The sequence below is a fragment of the Myxococcus dinghuensis genome (genome assembly GCF_024198235.1).
GTDB classification, from domain to species: domain Bacteria; phylum Myxococcota; class Myxococcia; order Myxococcales; family Myxococcaceae; genus Myxococcus; species Myxococcus dinghuensis.
Genome location: NZ_JAKCFB010000003.1, coordinates 1 through 23,552 on the forward strand (window position 1 = coordinate 1; position 23,552 = coordinate 23,552).

At 71.6% G+C, this 23,552-nt stretch carries 19 protein-coding genes and 1 pseudogene; 6 read left to right on the forward strand and 14 right to left on the reverse strand.

The genetic code is table 11. The annotated features are described in order from the left end of the window. Nucleotides 1–547 (forward strand): TonB family protein (locus LZ198_RS04960; RefSeq protein WP_253970715.1); only part of this gene is annotated, 547 nt, incomplete at its 5' end. Nucleotides 548–654: 107 nt separating this feature from the next. On the opposite strand, the pseudogene LZ198_RS04965 reads toward LZ198_RS04960, so the two are convergent. The 4 genes and pseudogenes from LZ198_RS04965 to LZ198_RS04980 form a co-directional block, all read right to left on the reverse strand. After that, a pseudogene (locus LZ198_RS04965) lies at nucleotides 655–783 on the reverse strand (NUDIX hydrolase); the annotation flags it as partial. A gap of 503 nt (nucleotides 784–1,286) precedes the next feature. Continuing rightward, on the reverse strand, nucleotides 1,287–3,089 hold the full coding sequence (locus LZ198_RS04970) for a serine/threonine protein kinase (RefSeq protein WP_253970716.1): 1,803 nt from the start codon (nucleotides 3,087–3,089) through the stop codon (nucleotides 1,287–1,289). 8 nt (nucleotides 3,090–3,097) lie between these two features. Beyond that, nucleotides 3,098–4,000, reverse strand: a complete 903-nt coding sequence (locus LZ198_RS04975; RefSeq protein ID WP_253970717.1) for a DUF2381 family protein — start codon at nucleotides 3,998–4,000, stop codon at nucleotides 3,098–3,100. Between the two features lie 104 nt (nucleotides 4,001–4,104). After that, nucleotides 4,105–5,640: a DUF4153 domain-containing protein gene (locus tag LZ198_RS04980; RefSeq protein WP_253970718.1), complete on the reverse strand. Its 1,536-nt coding sequence runs from the start codon at nucleotides 5,638–5,640 to the stop codon at nucleotides 4,105–4,107. 197 nt (nucleotides 5,641–5,837) lie between these two features. Here LZ198_RS04980 and LZ198_RS04985 point away from each other — a divergent pair, with 197 nt between their 5' ends. Continuing rightward, entirely contained in the window at nucleotides 5,838–6,842 is a 1,005-nt protein-coding gene (locus tag LZ198_RS04985) for a TerC/Alx family metal homeostasis membrane protein (RefSeq protein ID WP_253970719.1), read from the forward strand. Here LZ198_RS04985 and LZ198_RS04990 read toward each other — a convergent pair. The 6 genes from LZ198_RS04990 to LZ198_RS05015 all read right to left on the reverse strand — a co-directional run bounded on the left by LZ198_RS04990 (nucleotide 6,839) and on the right by LZ198_RS05015 (nucleotide 15,111). Next, a complete protein-coding gene (locus tag LZ198_RS04990) occupies nucleotides 6,839–7,690 on the reverse strand; it encodes a hypothetical protein (protein WP_253970720.1) in 852 nt (283 codons plus the stop codon). The two genes, LZ198_RS04985 and LZ198_RS04990, sit on opposite strands and share 4 nt — an antisense overlap. A gap of 127 nt (nucleotides 7,691–7,817) precedes the next feature. Continuing rightward, nucleotides 7,818–10,094: a PAS domain-containing sensor histidine kinase gene (locus LZ198_RS04995; protein ID WP_253970721.1), complete on the reverse strand. Its 2,277-nt coding sequence runs from the start codon at nucleotides 10,092–10,094 to the stop codon at nucleotides 7,818–7,820. 227 nt (nucleotides 10,095–10,321) lie between these two features. After that, nucleotides 10,322–10,816, reverse strand: a complete 495-nt coding sequence (locus LZ198_RS05000; protein ID WP_253970722.1) for a thermonuclease family protein — start codon at nucleotides 10,814–10,816, stop codon at nucleotides 10,322–10,324. Further along, nucleotides 10,804–12,660 carry a lamin tail domain-containing protein gene (locus LZ198_RS05005; RefSeq protein ID WP_253970723.1) on the reverse strand — a complete coding sequence of 619 codons (1,857 nt, stop codon included), beginning with the start codon at nucleotides 12,658–12,660 and terminating at the stop codon, nucleotides 10,804–10,806. Before LZ198_RS05005 ends, LZ198_RS05000 begins: the two co-directional genes overlap by 13 nt. A gap of 37 nt (nucleotides 12,661–12,697) precedes the next feature. Further along, the gene (locus tag LZ198_RS05010; protein WP_253970724.1) at nucleotides 12,698–14,797 is read right to left on the reverse strand and encodes a hypothetical protein; all 2,100 of its coding nucleotides are present in this window, start codon (nucleotides 14,795–14,797) and stop codon (nucleotides 12,698–12,700) included. Nucleotides 14,798–14,919: 122 nt separating this feature from the next. Further along, nucleotides 14,920–15,111, reverse strand: coding sequence for a hypothetical protein (locus LZ198_RS05015; RefSeq protein WP_253970725.1), 192 nt, complete (start codon nucleotides 15,109–15,111; stop codon nucleotides 14,920–14,922). A 232-nt stretch (nucleotides 15,112–15,343) separates the two neighbouring features. Here LZ198_RS05015 and LZ198_RS05020 point away from each other — a divergent pair, with 232 nt between their 5' ends. Beyond that, nucleotides 15,344–16,117, forward strand: coding sequence for an alpha/beta hydrolase (locus tag LZ198_RS05020; protein WP_253970726.1), 774 nt, complete (start codon nucleotides 15,344–15,346; stop codon nucleotides 16,115–16,117). Nucleotides 16,118–16,127: 10 nt separating this feature from the next. Continuing rightward, on the forward strand, nucleotides 16,128–16,700 hold the full coding sequence (locus tag LZ198_RS05025; RefSeq protein WP_253970727.1) for a TIGR02265 family protein: 573 nt from the start codon (nucleotides 16,128–16,130) through the stop codon (nucleotides 16,698–16,700). Here LZ198_RS05025 and LZ198_RS05030 read toward each other — a convergent pair. The 3 genes from LZ198_RS05030 to LZ198_RS05040 form a co-directional block, all read right to left on the reverse strand. After that, entirely contained in the window at nucleotides 16,681–17,871 is a 1,191-nt protein-coding gene (locus LZ198_RS05030; RefSeq protein ID WP_253970728.1) for an ATP-grasp domain-containing protein, read from the reverse strand. The genes LZ198_RS05025 and LZ198_RS05030 overlap by 20 nt on opposite strands. A 139-nt stretch (nucleotides 17,872–18,010) precedes the next feature. Then, nucleotides 18,011–19,060 (reverse strand): GNAT family N-acetyltransferase, encoded by a 1,050-nt coding sequence (locus tag LZ198_RS05035; protein ID WP_253970729.1) that lies wholly within the window; start codon nucleotides 19,058–19,060, stop codon nucleotides 18,011–18,013. Then, complete coding sequence (locus LZ198_RS05040) at nucleotides 19,053–19,805, reverse strand: hypothetical protein (protein WP_253970730.1); 753 nt, start codon at nucleotides 19,803–19,805, stop codon at nucleotides 19,053–19,055. Before LZ198_RS05040 ends, LZ198_RS05035 begins: the two co-directional genes overlap by 8 nt. Before the next feature lie 366 nt (nucleotides 19,806–20,171). On the opposite strand from LZ198_RS05040, the gene LZ198_RS05045 reads away from it, so the two are divergent. Continuing rightward, the gene (locus tag LZ198_RS05045; protein WP_253970731.1) at nucleotides 20,172–20,795 is read left to right on the forward strand and encodes a PH domain-containing protein; all 624 of its coding nucleotides are present in this window, start codon (nucleotides 20,172–20,174) and stop codon (nucleotides 20,793–20,795) included. Next, entirely contained in the window at nucleotides 20,788–21,543 is a 756-nt protein-coding gene (locus LZ198_RS05050) for a PH domain-containing protein (RefSeq protein ID WP_253970732.1), read from the forward strand. The genes LZ198_RS05045 and LZ198_RS05050 overlap by 8 nt, the downstream gene beginning before the upstream one ends. Before the next feature lie 42 nt (nucleotides 21,544–21,585). On the opposite strand, the gene LZ198_RS05055 is transcribed toward LZ198_RS05050, so the two are convergent. Next, nucleotides 21,586–23,265: a carboxylesterase family protein gene (locus tag LZ198_RS05055; RefSeq protein ID WP_253970733.1), complete on the reverse strand. Its 1,680-nt coding sequence runs from the start codon at nucleotides 23,263–23,265 to the stop codon at nucleotides 21,586–21,588. Between the last annotated feature and the right edge of the window lie 287 nt (nucleotides 23,266–23,552).

The following is a 23,552-nucleotide window of genomic DNA, read 5'->3' on the forward strand; positions in this document are numbered from 1 at the left end:
GCCGCCGGCCTCGCCCCGGCCGCCGTCCCCCGCCGCGCCGGAGACGGGCCCGGAGGCGCCCGCGACGCCGGGCGCGGAGACGACCGTCGCGTCGTCGGTGGCCGCGGCCGCGGAGAGCCCCACGGACGCCGTGCCCGGCGCGACGCCGGGTGGGCTGGCCAACGGCATCATCGGCGGCATGGTGCGGGGTGTGCTGGCGGCGAGCAGCGCGGGGATGCTGCCGGTGGCGCCGCCGCCTCCCTCGGCCACGGAGCGCGCGGCGTGGGAGGAGGAGTACTTCGAGACGATGTTCCGCGACCGCTTCGAGAACGTGCGCTACCCGCATCAGGCGGCCGTGGCGGGAATCGAGGGGCGTTTCGCGGTGCGCATCTCCGTGGACGCGCGGGGTCGGCTGCTCGCGCTGGCGGTGGTGGGCACGTGTCCGCACTATGTGCTGTGCGACGCGGCGATGCAGGCCGTGCGCGAGGCCGCGCCCTTCCCGCCGCCGCCGGCCGCGCTCGGCGCGCCCGTCACGGTGGAGCTGCCCTTCAACTACCACCTGCGCTGAGGGGCCTCCGCGCAACGGCGCTGCCTCCAGCGCCTGGTACGCGCGCCCTCGCGGGTCAGTCCTCGAACCGCGCAGGAGGGCTCTGCCTCACCGGCGAGCGGTAGCGGTCAGGCTTCGTCATCGGGGAGGAGCGTCCGGAGAAGCTCGTCGTCGGGACCGAGCGGGCGCCAGCCAGCGGGGGGAGGGGTCGCGCGAAGTGCCGCCATGACCCTATCGGCGCGTGCATGGTGGGATTCAGGATGAAGCCGTCCACGCTCTCCGTGGCGATGCACAGGCCCTGCGTCATCTCGAAGAGGCCGTGGACGCAGGCGATGTTGGGGTGCTGGAGGAACTGCGCCAGCCGCACCTCCTCTTCCAGACGAGCGCGGGCGCGTTGCCGCGGCTCCGCATCGCTCGCCTCGCTCGGAAGCGCCACGAACTTCACGACCACCTTGGCTTGGAATCCCTCCGGCGTGCGAGGCCGCGCGAGGAGAAGGCGCTCGCCATTGCGGCCCTCCCCGAGGATTTGGAACAGCACGTAGGGCGTGTCCTCGTGACAAAAGAGGACCACCCCCTCGGCAAGCCGAGGGTCAGCACCATTGGACATGAAGGGAGTCTCCTGCATGTCTCCGCGAAAGGGCTTCGCGTGAAGACAGACAGACAATACCGTCAGTCATGTCCCAGGTGAACGACGCCACGGGTCGTCAGTTGCGCGCGGCCTTCCCTTTCCAGACTGGAAAGCGGCTTTACACTCGGACCGTCAAGGCCACTTTTTTACGACGTAGGCGGGGAAGGTCCGGGGGAACAACACAGCCCCGGGCTTCGAGCCCTCCTCTCCCTCTTCGGCCCCATCCTTTCCAATGGCGATGCAGACAGGAAAAGTGCGCCCGTCCGGATACCGGGCTTCGGTGTAGCGAGCGAGCAAGGCCCCTCCACTCGTCCACAGTTGGCCGCGAAGAATGGTCCCCGTGGGCAGCCGCCTTCGGCCGTCGCGAACGACACCGCGAACCGGACCATCCGAATAGACGCCCTGATCCGCTGACGGACCTGGCTGATTCATGTCGAGGGTCAGGTCCACCGAATCCCCCTCCCACAAGCGCAGCACGTCGAACATGGCGTCACGCGCTTCGGACGGGCACTCGCTCGGCCCGGGGCGAACCTGGGAGCTGCCGGGGCACCCCAGCTGCAAGGCCACGGCAGCAGTGGCAACAGCGCACTTCCTGAGGAACTCCACCCTGCCGCCATTGGGTGCAGGGGCCTTCGGGGCCGGGGACTCGGACGGACTGGCGACGATAGGAGCACGCTTCACGGCAGGGCTTTCCTTCTGGGCTGAATCTCGCTCAGGCGACGCTACCCCAGCAGGGCCAAATCGGTCAGAGTCAGCAGGCGCCGGCGGCGCGGCGCTGGCCATCAAAGGCCCTCCGGCATCGTCCAGTAGAGGGGCCTTGGATGCGGTTTCCTGCTCGCGCTCGGGAACGACCTCGTCACTCGACGCAGGCGCGGAGGGGACCACGTTGAGCATCGTGGCCACGACACCGGCGAGGAGCGTCGCGCCCAGCACACCGAGCGCGCCCTTTCGGAGCGGTGGAGCCTTCACGGGCTCCTTCTCCGTTCCGGTGGCCGGGGTGAGTTGCGGCTTCGCGGTCTCCGTGTGGAGTGGCGAGGTCCACTCTGGACCCGACGCGGACGCCAGCATCTCCAGTTCGCGGCGCATCGCCTCCGCTGAAGGTGGACGGTGCTCTGGCTTGCGCGCGATGAAGCACATCACCGCATCGCTCAAGGCGCTGGGCACCCGCTCGTTCAGCAGACGCGGACCTGGCGGCATCAGCTTGCCTTCGACAGGGGCACGCATGAAGGCGCTCGCGGGATGTGGGTCCGTCAGCACGTCGAAGAGGCACACCCCCAGGGCGTAGACGTCGTCCGTCACCTTGAACTCGTAGCGGGCGTCCTGGTTGTCGCCATGCTCGCGCAGGAAGCGGGACGCCTCCGGCGAGCGGTATCGGCGTGTTCCAGGCGGCAACGGCGCGTCCGTCAAATCCTCCGCGTGGGTGTAGTCTCCCGCGCTGAAGTCGATGATGAACGGCTCATGGTCCGAGGCGCGAACCATGATGTTGTTGAGCTTCAAATCGCGGTGGAAGACGCCGCGCCCGTGCATGTAGTCCACGGCCCCCGCCAGCTTCACGAAGAGCCGGACGACTTCCTGTGCCGTGGGGTGAACCCGCTCCACCCACTCCGCCAGCGTGTAGCCCTCCACGAAGTCGAGGACGACGTAGAGCCAACCGTTGTCCAGCTCCGGCCAGCGACCATAGGAGCGTGAGGCGATGATGTTCGGATGGCGCAGGTGGACGAGGCAGCCCAGCTCGCGCATCAGCCGCGCGTCCGCCTTCTCCTCGTCGCCGCTGGTGGCCCGGTGCATCGCGACCTTCAGCGCGTAGTGCTTGCCGTCCATCACCACCTTGTAGACCGCTCCGTAGGCCCCGGCGCCCACCAGCTTCACGACGCGCCAGCCATGGACCACGTGCCCAGGTGGGAACTGCGAGGGGTGGTGAATCAACGTCAGCATGGCTCCCCCTACAGGACGACGCCGGGGACGAGAATTCGGGCAGAGCCGTCCGCGTCGAGAAGCTCCACCTGGAACACCTCGCCCACCGTCCACGCTGGCGACTCGGTCTCAACGACGACCAGGCCGACATCTCCAGGTGCCACCTGCGCCGGCTCCGCGTGTACGCCAATCACCCGGACAGCAACACCGCTCCTTGCGTTGACCACACGCGCCAGCCTTGGACTCCAAGGCTGCTGCCCATTGTTCCGAACCGTCACGCTGACGACGGCCCAGGTTTCAGCGCGAAAGCTGGCTCCTCCCTCGGCAATCAGCGCGTCCGCACGATGCTTCGTGCTCTTGGGTCTGATTCGATGGGTGTGCACTCCGCGGTCATTCAAGAGGCTCGACATGACCATTCCCACAGGTCCGGTCGCGGCGTTTCGTGCGCGCAGGGCCCTCAACTCCACGTCCTGAGCCGCCAGCCTCGAGCGTGCCTCGGCCAGCTCGGCTTGCAACGCCTCGACTGAATCCCGACGACGGAAGACCTCCACGCGGGAGTCCACCGCAGCAGGAGCGGTGACCAGCACGAACGCTCCACGCTCCGGAGCCGAGCCATCCGCATAGCGAACACGGAGCCCGAGCCGCTCACCGGCCCCCAGGTCCACGGAGGGCTCCAGGACGAGGGTACGCTCCCCGACATCCACGATGCGGAAGCGCTCCCGCCCCTCCAACTCCAGGGCGCTTCGCTCCAACGAGGCATCGAAGAGGACCAGCGTCGCCACGCCTGCCGCCACACGCAGCTCCGGCACGGGCTCGGCGGGGCTGCTGGACGAGGTGACGCGCCGCTCCTGGCGCTCTCGCGCAGCGGGAACGGGTTGCGCCGAAGCAGTGACGCCCAGGAGCAGGAAAAGAATGGCAACGGGTCGAAGCAACGCGGACTCTCCGCCGCCGACCCCAGCAAACCCGGAAGTCTCCACCGCCGCGAAAGCCGGTGGAGCCACCCTCACACGGGAATGTCTAGCTTTCCTGCGCTACGTCAGCGAACAGACTCCAGCGCCCGGTGCGCGCGCCAGCGGCCCAGGTTCCACTCCGGCCACGTGGGCGCGTCCTCGTCCACGAGGAAGCGCTCGCGCAGCGCCCGCTCGAAGCCCGCGCCGAGCCGCGCATCGCCCCGCGCGCGCACCAGCTCCGGCACCGCGTCCTCGGAGAGGAAGCCCGCCAGATAGAGGACGTCCAGCTCCGCCTCTTGCGTGTCCCGCGCCAGGTTGAGGCGGACGATGAGCGCGTCCGGGTTGATGACGTTGACCACCCCCACCGCCGCCAGCGCGAGGCCGAAGGCCCCCACCGCGAAGCGCTCCGGCCGCCACCACAACGTCACGCCCCGCCACGCCAGCACCCCGCCCAGCGCCACCATGAAGACATGCGTGAACAGGCGCAGCCGCGTATAGCCATACGCGTCCTCGTACAACGCCATGCGCTGGACCGCCGAGGCGACGATGACCAGCGTCAGCGCCACCATGAGCGAGGTGCCCACCTGGAACGCCACGCGCGCCACCGGCGTCTCCCGTCGCGTCCACCGCGCCAGCGCCATCACCAGCCCCAGGGTGAGCATGGACACGAGCATCAGCTCGAAGAAGCCGCGCCGCGCGTACTCCGCATAGGTGTAGCCCGGCGCGGGCGACGTCGCGGCGCCGACGAACAGGTACGCCACCTGGAAGCCCGCGAACACGAGGAACAGCGCGTCCACCCCGAGCACCAGCATCAACGCCTCCGTGAGTCCCAACCGGGGCGTCGCGGGCGCCACCTCCGTGTCCCCCAGCTCCGGCGCGTCCCACACCGCGCGGCGGCGCAGCGCATGGCCCATCACCGCGGCGCACGCCGTGGAGAAGACCAGCATCCCCACCGTCCACGACACCGTGTCCCCCAGCAGCTGGCCCAGGTCCACCGCCCACAACCGCCCCACCGCGGCATCGAAGGCCACGTCCGCCGAGGTCAGCAGCCCCGCGAACACGCCCAGCACCGGCACGACGATGAGGAGCCCCCGCACGAAGGGCAGCACGCGCGGCGCCAGCCGACCCGCGGCCCGCATGTCCACCGAGTCCCGCACCAGCGGCAGCGGATGGAACAGGCCGCGCCAGAAGGAAGACAACACCACCCGGGGGTAGCCCCACAGCCCCAGCCGCTGCACCCGCCCCGCGGCCCAGAAGTGCGCCAGCATCAGCACCAGCACCCCCGCGGTCAGCACGTTGAGCGTGGTCAGCCACGGGCTGGCCCGCACCGCCACGAAGCCGGAGACCCCGACGAGCGGCGCCAGCAGCCAGGCGTTGGGCCGCGCGCGATGCCACGCCTCGCGTCCCCCCAGGCAGGCGAGCGCGGCGAGGAAGGCCCCCATCACCAACGGAAAGGAGACACCCCACCGGGGCCGGTCCAGCAGCAGCTGCGCGAGCGCGCCCAGCCCCAGGGCGACGGCCAGGCGCTGGCGGGCGGTGCGCGTCAGACGAGGCAGGGCGGCGGGCGCGGCCGGGCGCGCGGGCGGGGCCTCGAACGGCAGGGAGGAAGGAGGCAGGGACATGCGACACACCTCGGACATCGATACTGAGTTGCCGAAAGGATGCGCGCGGCGACGCCCGCTTCGGGTGGCGTGGCGGTGAGCGGTCGGGGACCGGGGATGACCGGTCCCGGCCGGCGCCGGTCGGTCGCCCGTCCAGGAGGGGGGCGGCGAGCGCCCCGCGGGGTCGGCCTCCGGGACGGATGCATACGTTTCCCCGGATGCACGCGACTCCCCCATGGCTCTGGGCCGTCTTCTGGGGCTCGGTGTTGGCGCTGCTCGCGGTGGACCTGCTGCTGCACCGGGGCCACCACGGCGAGTCCCACCGGGCGGCCATCGTCTGGAGCTGCGTGTGGATCACCGCGGGGCTGCTGTTCGGCGGAGGGGTCTGGCACACGCTCGGCGCGCAGGCGGGTCAGGAGTACCTGGCGGCGTGGGCCATCGAGAAGAGCCTCAGCCTGGACAACGTCTTCGTCTTCCTCGTCATCTTCCAGAGCCTCTCCATCCCCCTGAGGGCCCAGCACCAAGTGCTCTTCCTGGGCATCTTCGGGGCGCTCGTGTTCCGCGCCCTCTTCATCTTCGTGGGGGCGGCGGCGCTGGAGCGCTGGGGGTGGGTGTCCTACGTCTTCGGCGGCATCCTGCTCGTCACGTCCTGGCGCGTGCTGCGCGAGGACCCGGCGAAGCAGCAGGGCAACCGCGCGGTGCGCTGGCTGTCACGCAGGCTGCCCATGACGCAGCGGGCGCACGGCAAGCGCTTCTTCGTGAAGCACCCGGACGGGCGGTGGCTGGCGACGCCGCTGCTGCTGGCCCTCATGGGCCTGGAGCTGACGGACATCCTCTTCGCGGTGGACTCGGTGCCGGCCGCCTTCTCGGTGACGCAGGACACCTTCGTGCTCTACAGCTCCAACGCGTTCGCCATCCTGGGGCTGCGCGCGCTGTACCTGGTGCTGGCCGGGACGCTGGGACGGCTGCGCTACCTGCACTACGGGCTGTCCGGCGTGCTGGCCTTCGCGGGCCTGAAGATGGTCCTCGCGCCGTGGGTCCACCTCCCGCCCCTGCCGTCCGTGGCCATCATCGTGGCGCTCGTCGGCGTGTCCGTGTGGGCGAGCCTGCGGGCCCGGCGCCGGGAGGCCCGCGTCCCACGGCGCGGGCCCCGCGGTGACTCCCGGGAGCGCCCCGGACCCGACCCGCTCGGGCCCGGTCCGGACGCTCCCGCGCGACCCTAGTCCTCCGACTCCGAATCGGACTCCGACGCGCCCATCTCGTTGGCCGCGCCGCCCATCACGAAGCCGTCGAAGGCCACGTTGGCCATGGTCTTCACGCGGTCCTCGTACTTCTTGAGCAGCGCCACGTTGGCGGCGGCGTTCTTCTTCGCCTCCGCGGACAGCTCGCCCTGCGAGCCACCCAGCTCCTCGTCCAGCGCGTCCATGCTCTGCTTCAGGTCGTCGCGCGCCTGCTGCGTCTCCGTGCGCTCCTCGTCGCTGAGCTTGCCGCTCTCCAGGCGCTTGTCGAGCTCCGCGAGCTGCTTCTCCATCATCTTCTTGGACTGGGCGCCCATCTTCTTCAGGGCCTCCGTGCTGTCCGCGACCATGGAGGCGTACACCGTGCCGGTGATGGCCTGGAACTCCGCGGGCGACATCTGGTGCTCCTTCAGCCCGGCGATGTAGGCGGCGCGGACGTCGGCCGACAGCGCCATCAGGAGGTTGGTGGCCTCCAGCGCCGCGTCGAGGCCCGGCTGCGCGCCCTCCTCGTTCGTCTTGTGCTTCTCCTGGAAGGCCTTCGACTTCTCCTCGTACGACTTGAACACCGGCAGCGACGCCTCGCGCACGGAGAGGTAGGTCGCCAGCCGCTGCTCGTCGAGCGCCAGCACCTCGCCCTCGGCGGGGGCCTTGAAGGGGTGGCTGCGGTTGAGCGCGACCAGGTCCTTCTCCTGGTCCTGCATCTTCTTCGCGGCCTCGACGGTGCCGCCAAACGTGTTCTTCGCCCAGATACCGCCCGCAACGAACACGCCGACGACACCCAGCAGGATGACGCCGCAGCCGATACCGAGCCCGATGATGACCTTGTTGCTCATGCACCCCTCCGAGGGAAACGAGTCAGGAGCCCCGTGCTAGTCGGCCCCGCCCCGAGGAGCAAGAGGCCCCTGCCCGCCCGCCCGTCCTGGGACGGGACACCCAGGGTGCGGGAAGGTCCCTCGAGGCTCAGCGGTATCGAAGTTTTTCGGGACAGGGAGGCAGCGGGTCGAGACACCGGGGCAGCCGCACGGTGACGAGCGTGCCGTCTTGCTCGGACGAGCGCACCCGCAGGCGGCCCCCGTGCGCGTCCACGATGTGCTTCACGATGAACAGTCCGAGCCCCAGGCCCCGCCCGTCGCGGGCGTCCAGCCGCTCCGCGCGCTTCATCGGCTCGAACAGGCGCGGCACCAGCTCCGCGGGGATGGGGGCGCCCATGTTGTGCACGCACAGCGACACCGCGCCCCGCGTCCCATGCGTGCGCACGAGCACCGGACACGGCTCCGGGCTGTAGTTGATGGCGTTGCTCACCAGGTTGGTGATGACCTGCGCCAGCCGGTCCGGGTCCCACGAGCCCGCGCCGTCCCCCAGGCAGACCAGGTCCAACTGCCGCTCGGGATACGCCAGCCGCACCTCGTCCACCACCTGCCGCGTCAGCTCGTGCAGGTCCAGGGGACGCGGCTGCATGGGGATGCCGCCGCCCAGCCGCGCCTGCGTGAAGTCCAGCACGTCACGCAGCATCCGCGTGGCGCGCTCGGCGCTGGAGAGGATGCGGCCCAGCACCTTGCGCTGGCGCTCGTCCAGGTCCTCGCGCCGCAGGAGCGTGGTGGAGGCCATGGTGATGGCGGAGATGGGGTTGCGCAGGTCGTGCCCCACGATGCCGATGAGCAGCTGCTCGAACTCCGCGCGGCGGCGCGCCTCCTGCTCCACGGAGCGCCGCTCGGTGACGTCGTGCATGGCGCCCACCATGCGCGTGGCGAGCCCCCGCGCGTCGCGAATCACCTGCCCGCGGTCCTCGATGACCGCCCAGGAGCCGTCGCCGCGCTGGAAGCGGTACTCGTCGTGCCAGTAGTCCTCGCCCCGCTCCAGGACCTCCTGGATGTCGCGCGCGACGCGCTCGCGGTCATCCGCGTGGATGTGGCGTGTCCACCAGTCGACATCCATCGACCCCGGGACCGGCCCCAGCCGGAACTGCTGCGCGGCCAGGTCGCTCCATTCGATGCAGCCGGTGGCCAGGTTCCAGTCGTAGATGACGTCGCGCGTGGCGCGCGTGGCCAGGCGGTAGCGCCGCTCCGACTGCCGCAGCACCTCCTCGGCGCGCCGGCGCTCGGTGATGTCCAGGGAGACGCCCGACACGCTCGTCACGCGCCCATCCGCGCCCAGCTCCGGGGAGACGTAGGCCATGAACCACGAGCCCCCCAGCTCCATCTCCATGTTGAACGTCTCGCCGGCGCGAGCGCGGCGGGCCGCGTCCAGCAGGTCCGGCCGGTCCGCGTAGGCCTCGGAGGTGTGCAGGCCAATCATCGCCCCCGGCTTCACACCCATGGCCTCCAGGGCCTTGCCCTCGAACAAGGTGATGTAGCCCACCGCGTCCGTGGCCCACAGGACGACCGGCAGTTGCGTGATGACCCGGCGCAGGCGCTCGCGGGCCTCGTCGCGCTCGCGCTGGGCGCGGCGCGTCTCGGTGACGTCCGTGGAGATGCCACACACGGCGGAGGGCAGCCCATCCTCTCCAGGCAGGGGGAACTTGAGCGACTGGTAGGTGTGCCAGCCATCCGTCCACGACACGTGCTCGTCGGACTCCCACGGCTGCCGCGTCTCGAACACGCGTCGGTCGTTGGCCGCGAAGACCCGCGCCACCTCCAGGGAGAACAACTCGAAGTCGGTGTGGCCCACCACGTCGGGGCCACGCAGGCCGGTGTTCCGCTCGAAGGCGCGGTTGACGAACAAGTACCGGCCGGCCAGGTCCTTCGCGTAGATGGCGACGGGCGCGTGGTCCAGGATGTCGTGGAGCTTGGACTCGGTGGCGTGCAACGTCCGCGCGTGCTCACGGGCATGGTGCGTCACCGCGGCGGCGATGCTCGCGTCGATGGCGTGGTTGAGCGCGCGCAGGCCGCGGAAGTCCGGTGACCAACCCACCTCCTCGAGCACCTCGAGGACGACGTCGCGGAGGAGGCCGTACTCGCGCACCACCACGTCGATGTCCGTGCCCGCCCGGAAGCGCCCGACCCCGTGCCCTCCACCGAGCGCACGTGACGTCGGGTGCTCGGACGTGTCGGACAGCAGGCGCAGGCCGTGCACCACCGCGTCCACCCACTCCAGGGAGCCCGGCGCGGGCTCCGCGTCGCGCGGCGGGCCGTCCTCCCCCGTGCCTCCCGTCCGTGCCTCCCAGCGGCGGGCGATGTCCTCCCGGCGAGCCGCCAGCAGCTCCGACAGCGAACAGGGAGGCACGGGACATGGCGTCATGACGCCCTCCTCCCGAGCACGGACCGCCCCCGAGCCTCCTCCCCCGCCATGGGCTCCCCCGCCGCCGGCTGCCTGCCCATGCCCGCCGGCTCCGCTCTTGTCGGCATGACCGTCACATGATTGGGATACGTCTCCTCGCGCGTCGAGGCTCCCCGCTCCCGAGTGCCGCCCGCGCGAAGCCCCGCACAGGGGGCGGGCACCAGGACGCCGCGTGTCCCGTCCGGCGCTCACCGCGCGCAGGCCACGGGCGAGCATGCGCCCCACATGCCATGCCGAGCGCTCCTCGCCCGGACCTCCAGCGCCTGGAACTCGGCCCTGCGCGCGCTCCCGGCGGGCGGGACATGGAGCACGCAGGCGAGGCCCCGCTCCACCAGGAGCGAGTTCACCTCCTGCCCGTCCACCCAGACATAGGCGAGTCGCCGACCGAAGCGGTCCTCGCAGGCCTCCCCGTCGACGAGCGTCACCCCGCGCCCCTCGACGAGGCGGCGGTTGAAGGCCCGGGCCTCCGCGCCGAAACAGTCCGCGTGCCCGCCCGTCGTCTCCGGCGCGTCCGCGAGCAGGTAGCGCACGCGCTCGCCCCCTTCGAGGACGAGGGTGTCTCCGTCGATGACCTCCACCACGCGCCCCGTCGTGGGGCCACAGGCGCCCTCCACCGCTCCGCCGCAGGCCGCGACCAGGAGCCCCAGTCCCACGACGCCCGCCTGCCGCCTCAGGGTGAGCACGGGCGGTTCTCCAGTCCCGGCGTCCCCCGGTCTCCCAGGCCATAGCGCACGGCGAGGGGCGTGAGGCAGGCGCTGCCCGGGACGTCGTTGCGCACGGGGTCGCTGTACGCGGGCGCCACCTGCCACGACTGTCCCGCCTTCGCCGCGGTGCTCCACCCGAGCGCATCCAACTCCCGTCCCTCCACCGACAGCCGCAGGACATGGGGGCCCGCGTCGTTCGGAAGGATGAAGGAGAATGTCCCCAGGACCGAGGGCAGTCCTCCGTTGAGCGCCGTGTCCGCGCTGCGCGCCAGCACGGCCCGGGCGCCAGCGCGCACCGTCAGGCACAGCGGCGACTCCAGCACCGAGCGGGCCCCGCTCTCGTTCGACAGGGCGACGCCGTTGAGGTCCACGTCGCGCAGGGCGAGGACCTCGACCCACTCGCCCACCACGTCCGCCACCGCGCTCGGGTCCGCCATCCACTCCGTCAACGCCACCGAGCCCACGTCCGGGACACGCCGGGCCCGGGGCTTCCCGGTGACGCGGTCGACGCAGGAGGTATCAGGCCCCGCGTCGACACCGCCCGCATCCGCGCCGCCATCCCGCGTCCCGGCATCCATGCCGCCGTCCGGCGCGCTGCCCGCGTCCGCGCTCCCCGCGGAGCACGCGGTGTTGGGCAGGCCGGGAGTGCCCAGGTTCCCCCGCGTGCCATATCCCAGCGAGGCCCGACACCAGGCCTCCGGCGCGTCGTTCGCGGAGGAGGTCGCCCGCTCCGGAGCGACCTGCGTCGCCACGCCCTCCACCGCCGGTCCATAGGTCACCGCGTCGAGGACCTCCTCCCCCGCGCGCACCGACACCACGCCCCCCGCGTTGCGCAGGTCCATCCCGAACGTGGCCAGCGGCGCGGGCAGCCCACCGTTGAGCACCGCGTCCAGCTTCCGGGCCAGGAGCGCGTGGCCCCCCGCCGGGATGGACAGACACTGCTCGCGCTTCAGCGTCGTCCCGGAGGAGCTGTCGGTCGCCAGGGTCAGCCCATTGAGGTCCATCGCCTCCAGGGCCAGGACCTCCACCCACTCGCCCAGGGTGTCGTCGCCGAGGGGGTTCGCCATCACCTCCGTGAGGACCAGCGCCCCAGGCCGAGGCCTGCGCACCGCCCGGGGTGTCCGCTCACCAGCGGGAAGGCACGTCTCCACGACCCCGGCGTCCACGCCCGCGTCCACACCGCCATCCTGGCCGCCGGGCGAGGAGGGCACCGTCGTCCCGCAGGGCGCGTTCGGCTCGCCCGGGCTGCCTCGGAACGCCCCCGTGCTCCCCGCATCCGGCGCGTCGCACCAGCGCGACAGGTCGTCGTTCCCCGCCGAGTCGGGCACCAGCCTCCCGTCATAGCCTCGGGCCACGCCGCTGCGTCCCGGCGCGGCGAGCGGGACCTCGTCGATGACCCGGTCCCCACAGCGCAGCCCCACCGCCCCCGACGTGTTGCCCAGCGCCCCCAGCGCGCTCCCATACGAGAGGTCGACGTGCGCGGGCAGCGCGCCGTCGCGCACGTCCCCCAGCACCAGGTAGTCCCGCGGAGCCATCGACAACGGCTCCAGGAACAGGAAGCCCTTCTCCTGTGAACCGTCCGCGCGCGCCGCGTAGAGCAGCAGCCCCTCCAGCTCCACCGCCGCATGGGTGGGGTTGTGGAGCTCCACGTACTCCCGACCCGTGTCCGTCCCCTCCGGGTCGTTGAGGTACTCGGAGATGACGACGTCCCCGCTCCGGACAGCCGCGCAGGCCTCGTCCTCCCACGCCTCGGACGGCGCGCCCCCACACGCCACCAACGCCCAGCCCAACACCACCGCCCCCACGCCACCCCCACGCCCCACGTCCGCCTCCTTCCCCATCGACCCCGCCCACCCCGCGTCAGAGGCGGGTCTCCACTTCCAACCGGAACAGGTGCCGCGGCGCATCCGGCGCCACCCGGGCGCCTCGCGCGTCCTTCAGGTCCACGACCCACGCGTACCGCCCCCGCAGCGTCACGGCGTCATGCATCGCCCAGCTCGCGTCCACCGTGGTGCGCACCTCCTGCCGGAGCCGCGTGCGCTCGGAGAGGTCCTCGTCCTTCCAGGCCACGCGCCCGGACAGCCGCAGCGCCTCCACGGGACGGAGGCGGACTTCGGCCACCGCGCGCGCATCCTGCCGGGGGCTCGCGGCGCCAGCCTCGACCCCGCGCGAATGTCCGTAGCCGAAGGCCAGGACCACCTGCTCGCTCAGCACGGAGCGGACCCGCAGCGCCGCGCCGTAGCGGCTCCCGCCCGCACACGCCTCGGAGACCTCCTCCACGGAGTCCCCCGCCTCCGTGTCGCAGGCGCGTCCCGGGCGCAGCCCCGACTCCCGCGCGTCCACCTGGAGCGAGGGCTGGAAGCCCTCCCACGCGAGCCAGTCCGCGCGGGCGGAGCCACGCACGTGGGCCCTGCCCGCCGTGCCCGCCACCGCGCCGTCCGAGGGCAACGTCCACGCATCCACCTGTCCCCGCAGCCTCCACGCGCCCCTCACCCGGTGCAGAGACCGGACACGCGCCCCCAGCTCGTTGCGCACGCGCATCCCGTCCAACAGGTCCGGTCCGGAGGTCGCCCCGCTGTAGGGATTGGCGAAGCCCCGGCTGTAGTAGCGCAGCGACAGCTCCCACTCCTGCTCGCGACCGGACACCACGGTGCGCTGGAACAAGGCCCAGCCCCCACCGCCCCCCGCCGAGACATCGAAGCTCCGAGCCGCCTCGAGGAAGAGGTCCAGCGCGCCGACACCCCAGGCCGCGTCCGCGCCCACCGCGCCGAAGCCGCCTCCCGACGGGTAGCGCGCCCCCGGTCCGAAGTCGAGCCGCGCCCCCGGGACGGACCACACCGGCCGCGCGGTCCAGCCCGTCACCCCGACCTGCGCGCGCGAGGAGAAGGCCCACCTCGCGTGCCCTCCTCCCGCCCATTCATCGAACACGCCGGGCAGCGTGCGCGCCCGGAGCCGCTCCGCGCGACCGTGGCCGACGGGCACGAGCACCTCCGGCGCCGCGCAGTCGCCGCCAGGGCCTCCACACGTGGACAGGTCCCTCAAGGCGGACTTCACGAGCCCACGCGACTGGTACGAACCGAACCCCGTGAGCGCCAGCACCTGCCCGTCCCCCAACGGCACGCGCAGGGTGCCCGCCACGCCACGGAAGCCCTCGTCCCAGCGATGGTCGGGCGTCACGTCCGCGGCCCCCGCCCCGGCCTCGCATCCGGTCCCCGCGACGAGACAGGCCTGCTCCAGCGCGGCCGGCGGGCGCAGGGCGTCGTCGGGGATGAAGCCCTCGGGAGCCGGCAGCGCCGTCGTGTCCAGCGTCAGGCGCTGACCGAACCCCAGCCGGTACGTCCCCAGCAGCACCGACGCGTGCGCCCCCTCCCATCGCACGTGGAGCTTGGGCACCCCCCACCCCGCACCGGGCGCGTCGACCACGAGCGACCGGAGCCGCGCGTCGCGGCGGACCTCCCCCAGCCGCCGACGCGCCCGCGACACGACGACGCCCACGCTCAACCCGAGCGGCCCCCGCGCCCGCGCCTGCAACGAAACGGGCGGCACCAGCACGTCCGACAGCGCGAAGTCCGTCACCAGCCGCGCGGTCCCCGTCACCGAGTCGCGCGCCCCGCGCACGAGGAATGGCGCGAGCCGGACGCGCTCGTCCTCGCTCAACAGCGCCGCCTCGCCCCGCGCCTCGCGCCCGCGCAGCCGCGCGTCCACGTCCGCATACGTCAGGCCGGGGAGCGCGTGGAGCGAGGCCCGCGTCGCCCGCTCCAGGTCCACGCCCGCCCCACGCAGCGTCAGCAGCGCGCCCAGCGTCTCCGCCGAAATCGCGCCGTCCTCCAGCAGCGCGACGAGCTCCAGCTCCTCCGCCGCCTCCGGCTCCACCTCGTACGACGCGGCCCCCGCGGGCGACACCCCCACGAGCCAGCCCACCCACCACCCCAACACGCCACCCCAGAAGGACCCGGACACGCGGCGCCGCCTCTGCACGCCGGAGACCACCGTTCCCTACAGGCGACACCCCGTCACGCGCCGTCCGCCACCAGGACGCGCCGTCCACGCACGGGACGCGCAGCCACCGGAACGCAACCGCGTCACACCTGCACGAGGTGCGGGTCCGCCAGCAGCAGCTCCTCCGCCACCGAGCGCGCCGCCACCATCTGCGCCTGCGCGGCCATCAGCCGCAGCCGGGCCTCCTCACTGCCATCCAGCGAGGCCCTCGCGGCGCGCACGTCCTCCTCCGTGGTCAGCAGCAGCGCACAGAGGTTCAAGCGGTTCAGTTCCATCCACGACGCTCCCGCAGCGGCCCCGGCCCTTCTCTCCTCTCATGGAAAGCACGCGAAGGCACCTCGGCAATTTCCTGGATTTCACTGCATTCCAGGGGCCAACCCTTCACGCCGCGGCTGGCGCCTGGCGCGCGCTCGGCCGCCCGCCAGGGCATGTGCGCCGGGGAACCACCGGGCGCGGCGCCCCCCGCGTCAGCGTGGGGCCCGGCCATGTATGCTGGGGCGAGCATCCATGGGCCACGTCCACATCGTCAGGGACCTTCCCTCCCCGCAGGAGGGCATCTACCGCACCGTGCGCATCTACACGCCGGATGCGTATGACGCGATGCCCTGGCATCGCTTCCCCGTGCTCTACATGCACGACGGGCAGAACGTCTTCGCGCATCCGGAGTCGGCCCTGTTCGACACGTGGTGCGCGAACCTCGCGCTGGAGCAGGGCGTGGACCACGGCCACCTGGAGCCGTGGATCATCGTCGCGGTGGACTCCGGGACGGGCCGGCTCCAGGAGTACTCCCCCTGGGAGGAGCCCCGGACGCAGGCGAAGGCCCGGGGCGAGGCCTACGGTCGCTTCCTGGTGGAGCACCTCAAGCCCCAGGTGGACCTGAACTACCGCACGCGCACGGAGCCGCAGTGGACGGGGGCCATGGGCTCCTCGCTGGGCGGGCTCATGTCGCTGTACCTGGGCCACCGCTACCCCGGCGTGTTCGGCCGCATCGGCGCGCTGTCCCCCACCGTCATGTGGGGCGACGGCCGGCTGTTCTCCGAGTGGATGGCCCACAGCCGCCGCTGGACGCGCATCTACCTGGACGCCGGCGCGCAGGAGTTCATCCACGCGGACGGCGTGCCGCTCGACTACGGCCGCGCCACGCGCGCCTTCTACGACCACCTCAAGACGCTGGGCTACGCGGACCACGAGGTGTCGCTCGTGCTGGAGCCGGGCGGCGAGCACCACGAGCGGGACTGGCAGCGTCGGCTCCCGCAGGCGATGCGCTGGCTGCTGGCGTGAGACGGTCGCCGTGAAGTCCCCCCAGGACCTCCCGCTGGAGCACCGGTTCGTGTACGCGCAGGTCGTGGAGGGCCTGCTCGAGCACGGCTTGAACGGGCGCGTCTCCCCCCGGCTCAAGGCGCGGTTGAAGGAGGCGGGCGTGGACCTGGGCCGCCCGCTGCTGCCCACCTACCCCGTGCTGCTATGGCTGCGCTGCCTCCACATCATCGTGGAGGAGACCTGGCCGGGCCTCCCACCGGAGCAGGCCTTCCCCCGGCTCGCCGCCGCGCACGTGGAGGGCTATGGCCGCACGCTCATCGGCCGCGCCGTGTACGGCGTCATGCGCCTGCTCGGGCCCCGGCGGCTGGTGCTGCGGCTGCCGCAGACCTTGCGCGCCACGGACAACTACACGCGGGTGGAGTTGACGGAGAAGGACCCGACCACGTTCGAGATGTGGATGAACTCCGCGCTGCCCTGCCCCGGCTACTCGGAGACGCTGTTCGAGAGCCTCCTGCGCGTGGGCGGCGCGGAGTCCCCGCGCGTCCTCATCCTCACCCAGGACGACGGGGAGACGAGGTACCTGCTCACGTGGAAGGAGCGTTGAGCGCGCGCTCCCCGGTGGCCTGGATGAAGCGCACCGCCTCGTGCATGGCGTCCAGGTCCTGGTGGCGCGTCAGGTACATCTCCTCGCCCAGGAGGCTGTGGTAGACGGGCGGCAGCTCGCGGTGGAGGATGAGCGCGGGCCCCAGCTTCTTCGCGATGGCCGCGTAGTCGTTCAGGTACTTGCGCCCGCGGCGCCGCGCGCTGTGCGCCACGTGGTAGCGCGGCGTGTAGCGGAAGTCCGCCACCGGGTCCCCCGTCACCACCCGCGCCCAGAGCCGGTACACGTCGATGTCGCACGTGTAGTTCATCATGTCCGGGATGAAGCCCCCGGGCGGACGCAGGTTGGCCTCCAGCACCACGAAGCGCCCGTCCTGCAGGCGGAAGAACTCCAGGTGGAACCAGCGCTCGCGCAGGCCGAACGCCTCCACCACCTGCCGGCCCAGCGCGTCCAGCGCGGGGGGAATCTCCAGGTGGCTCCAGAAGGAGATGTCGCGCTTCTCCACCACCGTCTCCATGCCGCCGTCGCTGTACTCGTGGCTGAGCTGGAAGACGATGACGCCGTGGCGGTCCACGATGCCGTCGTAGGTGACGATGGTGCCGCGCACGAAGGGCTGGGCCACGTACGTGGTGGGCAGCGGGTGCGACAGGGCGTCGTCGACCTCCTGGTCGCTGGAGACCTTGAAGGTGTTGGCGGCGCCCACGCCCACGTCGGGCTTGAGCACCAGCGGGTAGCCCACGCGCCCGGCGAACTGCTTGACCTGCGCGGCGTCACGCACGCGGATGAGGTCCGGGTGCGGCACGCCCGCCTGGTGGAAGACCTGGGCCATGCCGGACTTGGAGCGCATGCGCAGGATGTCCGCGGGCTGGAGCCCCGGCACGTGGAAGTCCTCGCGCAGCCGCGCCTCCACCTCCAGCCAGGCCTCGTTGAGCGAGTCGATGCGGTGGATGCGCCCGTGCCGCCACGTGAGGTAGCCCGCCGCGCGCTGGAGCGCGTCCTCGTCCGCCAGGCTGGGGACGAAGTAGTACTCCCGCAGGGACTCCTTCAGCTCACCGCGCAGGGACTCGTAGGGCGCGTCACCGATTCCCAGGACCGTGACACCCCGCTCACGCAGCGCCGAGACGAAGTGGAAGAAGTGGGACGGGAAGTGGGGGGAGATGAAGACGAAGTTCATGGCTCCTCGGGACGCGGCGGAAGGGAACCATAGCGCGACGCGCGCCAGGTCCCAGTTCCTTGCCGAACCCACCCGGGCCCGGGCCCACTCCCCGCACCCCGTGGACGGGAGGCCCCCACGGCCTCCCGCCCGGCGACCCTCAGCGCATGTGCACGAAGACCTGGGGGTCGGTGGGAAGCTGGATGCCCGCCGCGGGGAACGCGCTCACCACCCGCGCCCCACCCGACCACGGCATCCACCCGGAGCGCCACATCAGCGACGTGGAGACACACGGCCCCCGCAACATCGCGCCGATGCTCGCGCCCTGCCCCGCCATGTGCCGCATGGTCGCCGCCAACAACTGCGCGCGCTCGGCCGGCGTCACGGAGTCGTGGAAGGCCATCAGGTCCACCAGGCCCACCGTCAGCTCCCCGCGCGCCTTCATCCGCAGCGTGTAGTAGTTGGCGAGGCCTCGCACCGCGCCGTCGCGCTCCAGCACGAGCGTGTTGGGCACGTCGCGGTACTGGAGCTGGTGCGCCAGCCGCTGCGCCGTATAGGCGTAGCCCAGGTTCACCGGCTCCAGCATCCGGGCGACGAGCGCCATGCTGGAGGACAGGTCCTCCGGACGATAGGGCCGCACGCCCTCCACCGGGGTGCGCAGGTAGCCCTGCCGCAGCAGGGGCCTGGCCAGGGTGAACAGCGCGCGCTCCGCCGACGACATGGACCAGCGGACCACCGCGTCCGCGTCGAAGACGTGCACCCACAGGCCCAGGTGGTTGAGGAAGCGCGTGTCACGCACCCGCTCCCAGAACCGCTGCGCGGTGGAGCCGGTGGCCACGCACGCCAGCATGCAGGCGGCCCCGCGCTCGCGGATGCGCGTGGCCATCGTCTCCGACAGCTTCATCATCACGCCCTGGCCGCGGAATTCGGGGTCCACGCTCGCCCAGCTCCCGAACGTCCCGTCCACGTCCCGCTCCCCGAGCCGCATGCGGATGGGCTCCGCGAACAGCGTGCCCACCAGCCGCGAGCCCGAGTACGCCGCCAGCATGTAGTCGCGCCGGGCCACCGGGTTGCCGAACAACATCCAGTCGAGGAACCGGGGCGAGAAGTCCGTCACCGGGACCTTGTTTGCGTAGTAGCGCGTCCAGACGCTGTTGACGAACCGCGCGGCCTCGACGGCGTCGCCGTCGTAGGAGCGGATCTCAACCATGGAGCTGCTCCCGCCCCGCGCCCGGGCTGGCGCCGCCGGGCGCGACGACCACGTTCTGCGGCCTGGCCTCCGCGGCGCCCTGCTGCCGGGCGTCCCCGAACAGGTGCGTGAACAGCGCGCGCGTGGTGGGGATGAGCTCGTTCCAGTCCGGCAGGTGGATGCGCTCGGGGCCCACCAGCACCCTCGCGTAGAGGGCCTCGTAGACGCGCTTCACCGTGTTGGGCGCGATGGCGTCCACGTCGAAGGCCGGCACCAGGCCCACCAGCTTGAAGCCCTGCCCCTCCGCGTTGCGCTGCGCGCGCGCCGTCTTCAGCGTGGAGTAGTAGAGCACCACCTCCGCGCCGATGTTGCCCCCCACCACCACCAGCGCCGCCGACCCGATGTGGCCGATGCCCAGCCCCCGCTTCGAGGGCTCCACCACGCCCATCACCGCCGACAACTGCAGCCCGCGCACGTTCTTCTCGAGCGACAAGAGGCCGATGATGTCTCCCGAGTCCTTCGCGCGGCACACGATGCCGTACAGGTTCCGGTCCGAGGACTCGCCCCGGAGGAAGAACTCGCGCTCGTAGAAGGAGGGCTCCAGGTGCCGGCTCTCCGTCCCCACCTGGATGTCCGGGTACCACGCCCGCAGGAGCGCCGTCAGGCGCGGGATGTCCTCCCGTGCGAGCTGCTCCGCGGTGCATCCCGCAGGGATCTCAAGACCACTCAACATCTCGTCCAGGTTCCGCCAGGGCATCAGATTCATGCACGCCACGGTAGGGCGCGGCGTCGAACCGGAAAGACCTCTGGCGCCACAAACGACCCGCGTCTGTCTCAGGTGTGTCAGACACCATGTCGAAACGTGCCTTGCTCCACAGCCATCACGTCGCCGAGTGGGCAGCGACGAGGAGTGCACGCGGCCCGGGCGAATTCGTTGCGCGCGCGTCGCACGCGGGTTCCACGCGAGGCGCCTGCTCGGACGCCCGCCGACTCGCCTCCCCACGCATTCCCAGACGCCGAGAGAGCCTCACGGCGTGACATGACTCCGGCGTCCGGAGCGCGTATGAAATGGGGATGGCGCTCGCTCGTTGAATTCCTGGAGCCCCTGGAGGACAGCCCTGGTGAACCGCACATGACACCCGGTGGTGGACCCGCCGCCGCTTCGACGACGACCGGACAGGCGCTCGCCCCGGAGCGCGCGCGAGCGCTGTGGCCGCTGCCCACCGTGCTCCAGCCACACGCCAACCTGCTCACCCACTACCTGCTGTCCTCGCTGCTCTTGGGGCCGGCGTTCCCCGTCTTCATGGTGCAGCGCTTCTTCAAGTTCCAGACGCTGCGCTACGCGCTGGACGACGAGGGCATCACCGTGCGGTGGGGCATCCTCTTCCGGCGCGAGGTGTCGCTGACGTACGCGCGCATCCAGGACATCCACCTGTCCAGCAACCTCCTGGAGCGCTGGCTGGGGCTGGCGCGAATCCAGCTCCAGACGGCGAGCGGCAGCGCGCAGGCGGAGATCACCATCGAGGGGCTCCAGCACTTCGAGGCGATGCGGGACTTCCTCTATGCGCGCATGCGCGGCACGCGCGACGGCGCCACGGGTGGACAGGCGACTGCCCCCGGGTCGGGGGTGGGCGTGACACGCCCCGACGCGCTGGCGGACGCGCTGCGCGAGGTGGCCTCCGAGGTGCGCGCGCTCCGCGAGGAGCTGGCCACGTCCGCCCCTCCGACGAAGCCACCGGAGCCAGGGCATGGCTGACCTGGTCCGGGAAGGGTTGCTGCGCCTGTTGAAGGTGGACCCCCGTCCTCATCTCCCGGAGGGGACGCAGCGCGTGTTCCGCGCGTCCCCCGCGTTCCTCACGTACCTGCGCATCCTCTGGGGACTGAAGCAGGTGGGCGTGTTGTCCGGCCTCGTCGTCGGCTGGGTCATCCTGAGCCCCCTGGTGCACCACGCGGAGATTCCCTACCTGAGCCCGCTCGTCTTCTACGGGGTGGAGGTGCTCGCGTGGGGCGGCTTCCTGCTCCAGTTGACCCTCGGCTTCCTGGTGACGCGGCTGAACTACGAGCTGCGCTGGTACGTGCTGTCCGACCGCAGCCTGCGCGTGCGCGAGGGCATCCTGAGCCTGCGCGAGAAGACGCTGGCCTTCGCCAACATCCAGCAGCTGTCCATCCACCAGAACCCGCTCCAGCGGCTGCTGGGCATCGCGGACGTGAAGGTGGAGACGGCGGGAGGCGGCAGCGGCGGCAGGCACGAGGAGAGCGCCGGCATGGGCGAGCGCCCCCACGAGGCCCACTTCCGCGGCGTCGACGACGCGGAGGCCATCCGCGACCTCATCCTCGCGCGCGTGCGCACGCACCGGGACACCGGGCTCGGCGAGCCGACGGAGCACGTGTCCCCCCAGGCGCCGGTCCTCGTGGACACGTCGCTGGAGGCGGCCCACGCGCTGCTGGCGGAGGTGCGCGCGCTGCGCGGCGCGCTCACCGGGAAGCGCCGCGCGGCGCCGTGAGCGCCGCGCCCTGGGACGACGGACGCGGCGCCCGCGACGACCTCAGGGCCGGGACTGGGCCAGCATCCAGTTGAAGACCTTGGGGTCCTTGTAGACGGTGTCCCAGATGTAGTGGGTGCCCGGGTTGAGGACGGTGAAGAGGTATGGCCGCTCCGGGCCCTGGCCGTTGGCGTCGAGGGCCGTGAGGCCGTCGACCCACTGCCAGCTCGCCGTCGCGGGGCGGTAGAACGCCGTCTGGTGCCGCTCCGGCGTCTTCGCGTACGCCTTCATCACGTCGCTGCTCCCGGACGCCATCGCCTTGCCCAGCTTGTCGAACCAGCCGGAGGTGGCGACGTAGAGGATGGCCTCGTCGTTGTAGCCGTGCGAGGCCCAGATGGGGAGGTTGGCGTCCACCATCGACTGCGCCCGGGCCTGGTCGGAGCCATATCCGCCGTTGCACACGGGGACGGCCGCCGCCAGCTTCCCGGGGAAGCGCCCCGCGTAGTTGAAGGTCCCGGCGCCGCCCATGCTCAGCCCCGTCAGGTAGACGCGCTTGCGGTCGACCTTGTAGGTCGAGAGGATGAACTCGAAGAACGGGTCCACCCGGTTCTCGACCTCCCACTCACTCCAGAAGCCGTCCTTGGCCGTCTGGGGCGCCACGAGGACGAAGGGATAGTCCTTGTTCTCCTGGTCGATGTAGCGCAGCGGCCCCTCCTCACGGACCTTGGGCAGCTCGCTGTTGCCGTTGCCCTGCTGCCCCATGCCGTGGAGGAAGAAGACGATGGGCCAGTTGCTCGCCGCGTCGTAGCCGGGCGGCGTGTACACGACGTAGCCGTAGGTCTTGAGCGGGGTGGTGTCCTTGCGGAACTCGCGCACGACGCCCCGGCCGTTCGGCGCGGCGTTCACCTGCACCTTCACGCGGTCCGACGCGGTGGCGCCGTCGTCGTCCGTCGCCACCAGCTCGAACTCGTAGAGGCCCAGCACCAGGTTGGAGGCGGTGGCGGACAGCGTCGTCGCGCCGGAGAGCGTCGCGGTGCTCGGGCCGGAGACCTGCGTCCACTGCACGGAGGCCACCGCGCCATCGATGTCCGACGCGGTGCCGCTCAGCGCGGCGGAGGTCGCGGGCTGCACCACCGCGACGTCCGCGCCCGCGGAGACCGTGGGCGGCAGGTTCGCCGGGGGCCCGCCCGCCGGGGAGCCGTAGATGACGATTTCGTCCGAAGCGCCCTTCATCGACCGCGCGAAGTGGACATAGCGCGTGCGCACCTGGACGGACTTGAGCACCCACTTCTGCCACTGCGTGGACTCGAAGGAGAGGGTGTGGACCCACGCCCCCGGCGCACCCATTTCGAAGGTGATGGTGCCTGTCTCGTACGTGTCGTAGACGCCCACCTCGGTCAGGTCGTACTCCTGCCCCAGGTCGATGATGAAGCCCATGGGGTAGGCGGACTCGGTGTAGACGACGTTGCCCCAGGTCGTGACCGGCGCCCCCCCCGTTCCCGCGCGCGGGTCCCCGACGAGGTGCTGCTCGTCCACCAGGTTCTGGTACGCCCCCGCCGTCGGGCGGACGCCATCCGGCGACAGCATCGACGGCGCGAGCGTCAGCCGCTGCGACGTGACCAGCGCCGCCGACGCGGAGCGCGGCTCCGGCGACGGCGTCTCCACCGGCTCACCACACGCGCCCACCCACAGCGCGAGCGCGGCGGCCACGAGGCCTCTCTGGTTATTGGAATGCAATTGCATCGATGCAACTCCTTTCAATGAGTGTCAGGAGTAGAGCAATGGCAATGCCAGCACTGGGTCATCCGGATTCCAGTGGGTTGTCCATGACGCGCGGGGTGCCAGCCCCTCACACTGGGGGTGGGTCGTCCCCTCGCCTCGGAGGATGAGCGGATGAGCGCCCCGGGAAGCTGCTCGCCCCGCCTGGCCTTGAGCCCGGCTGCTCGCCCACCGGGAGGCCCACCTCATGGAATTCCGGTGGGTTGAGCGACGACTTGCGCTGACTGACTGACTGGATTACAAATCTGGTC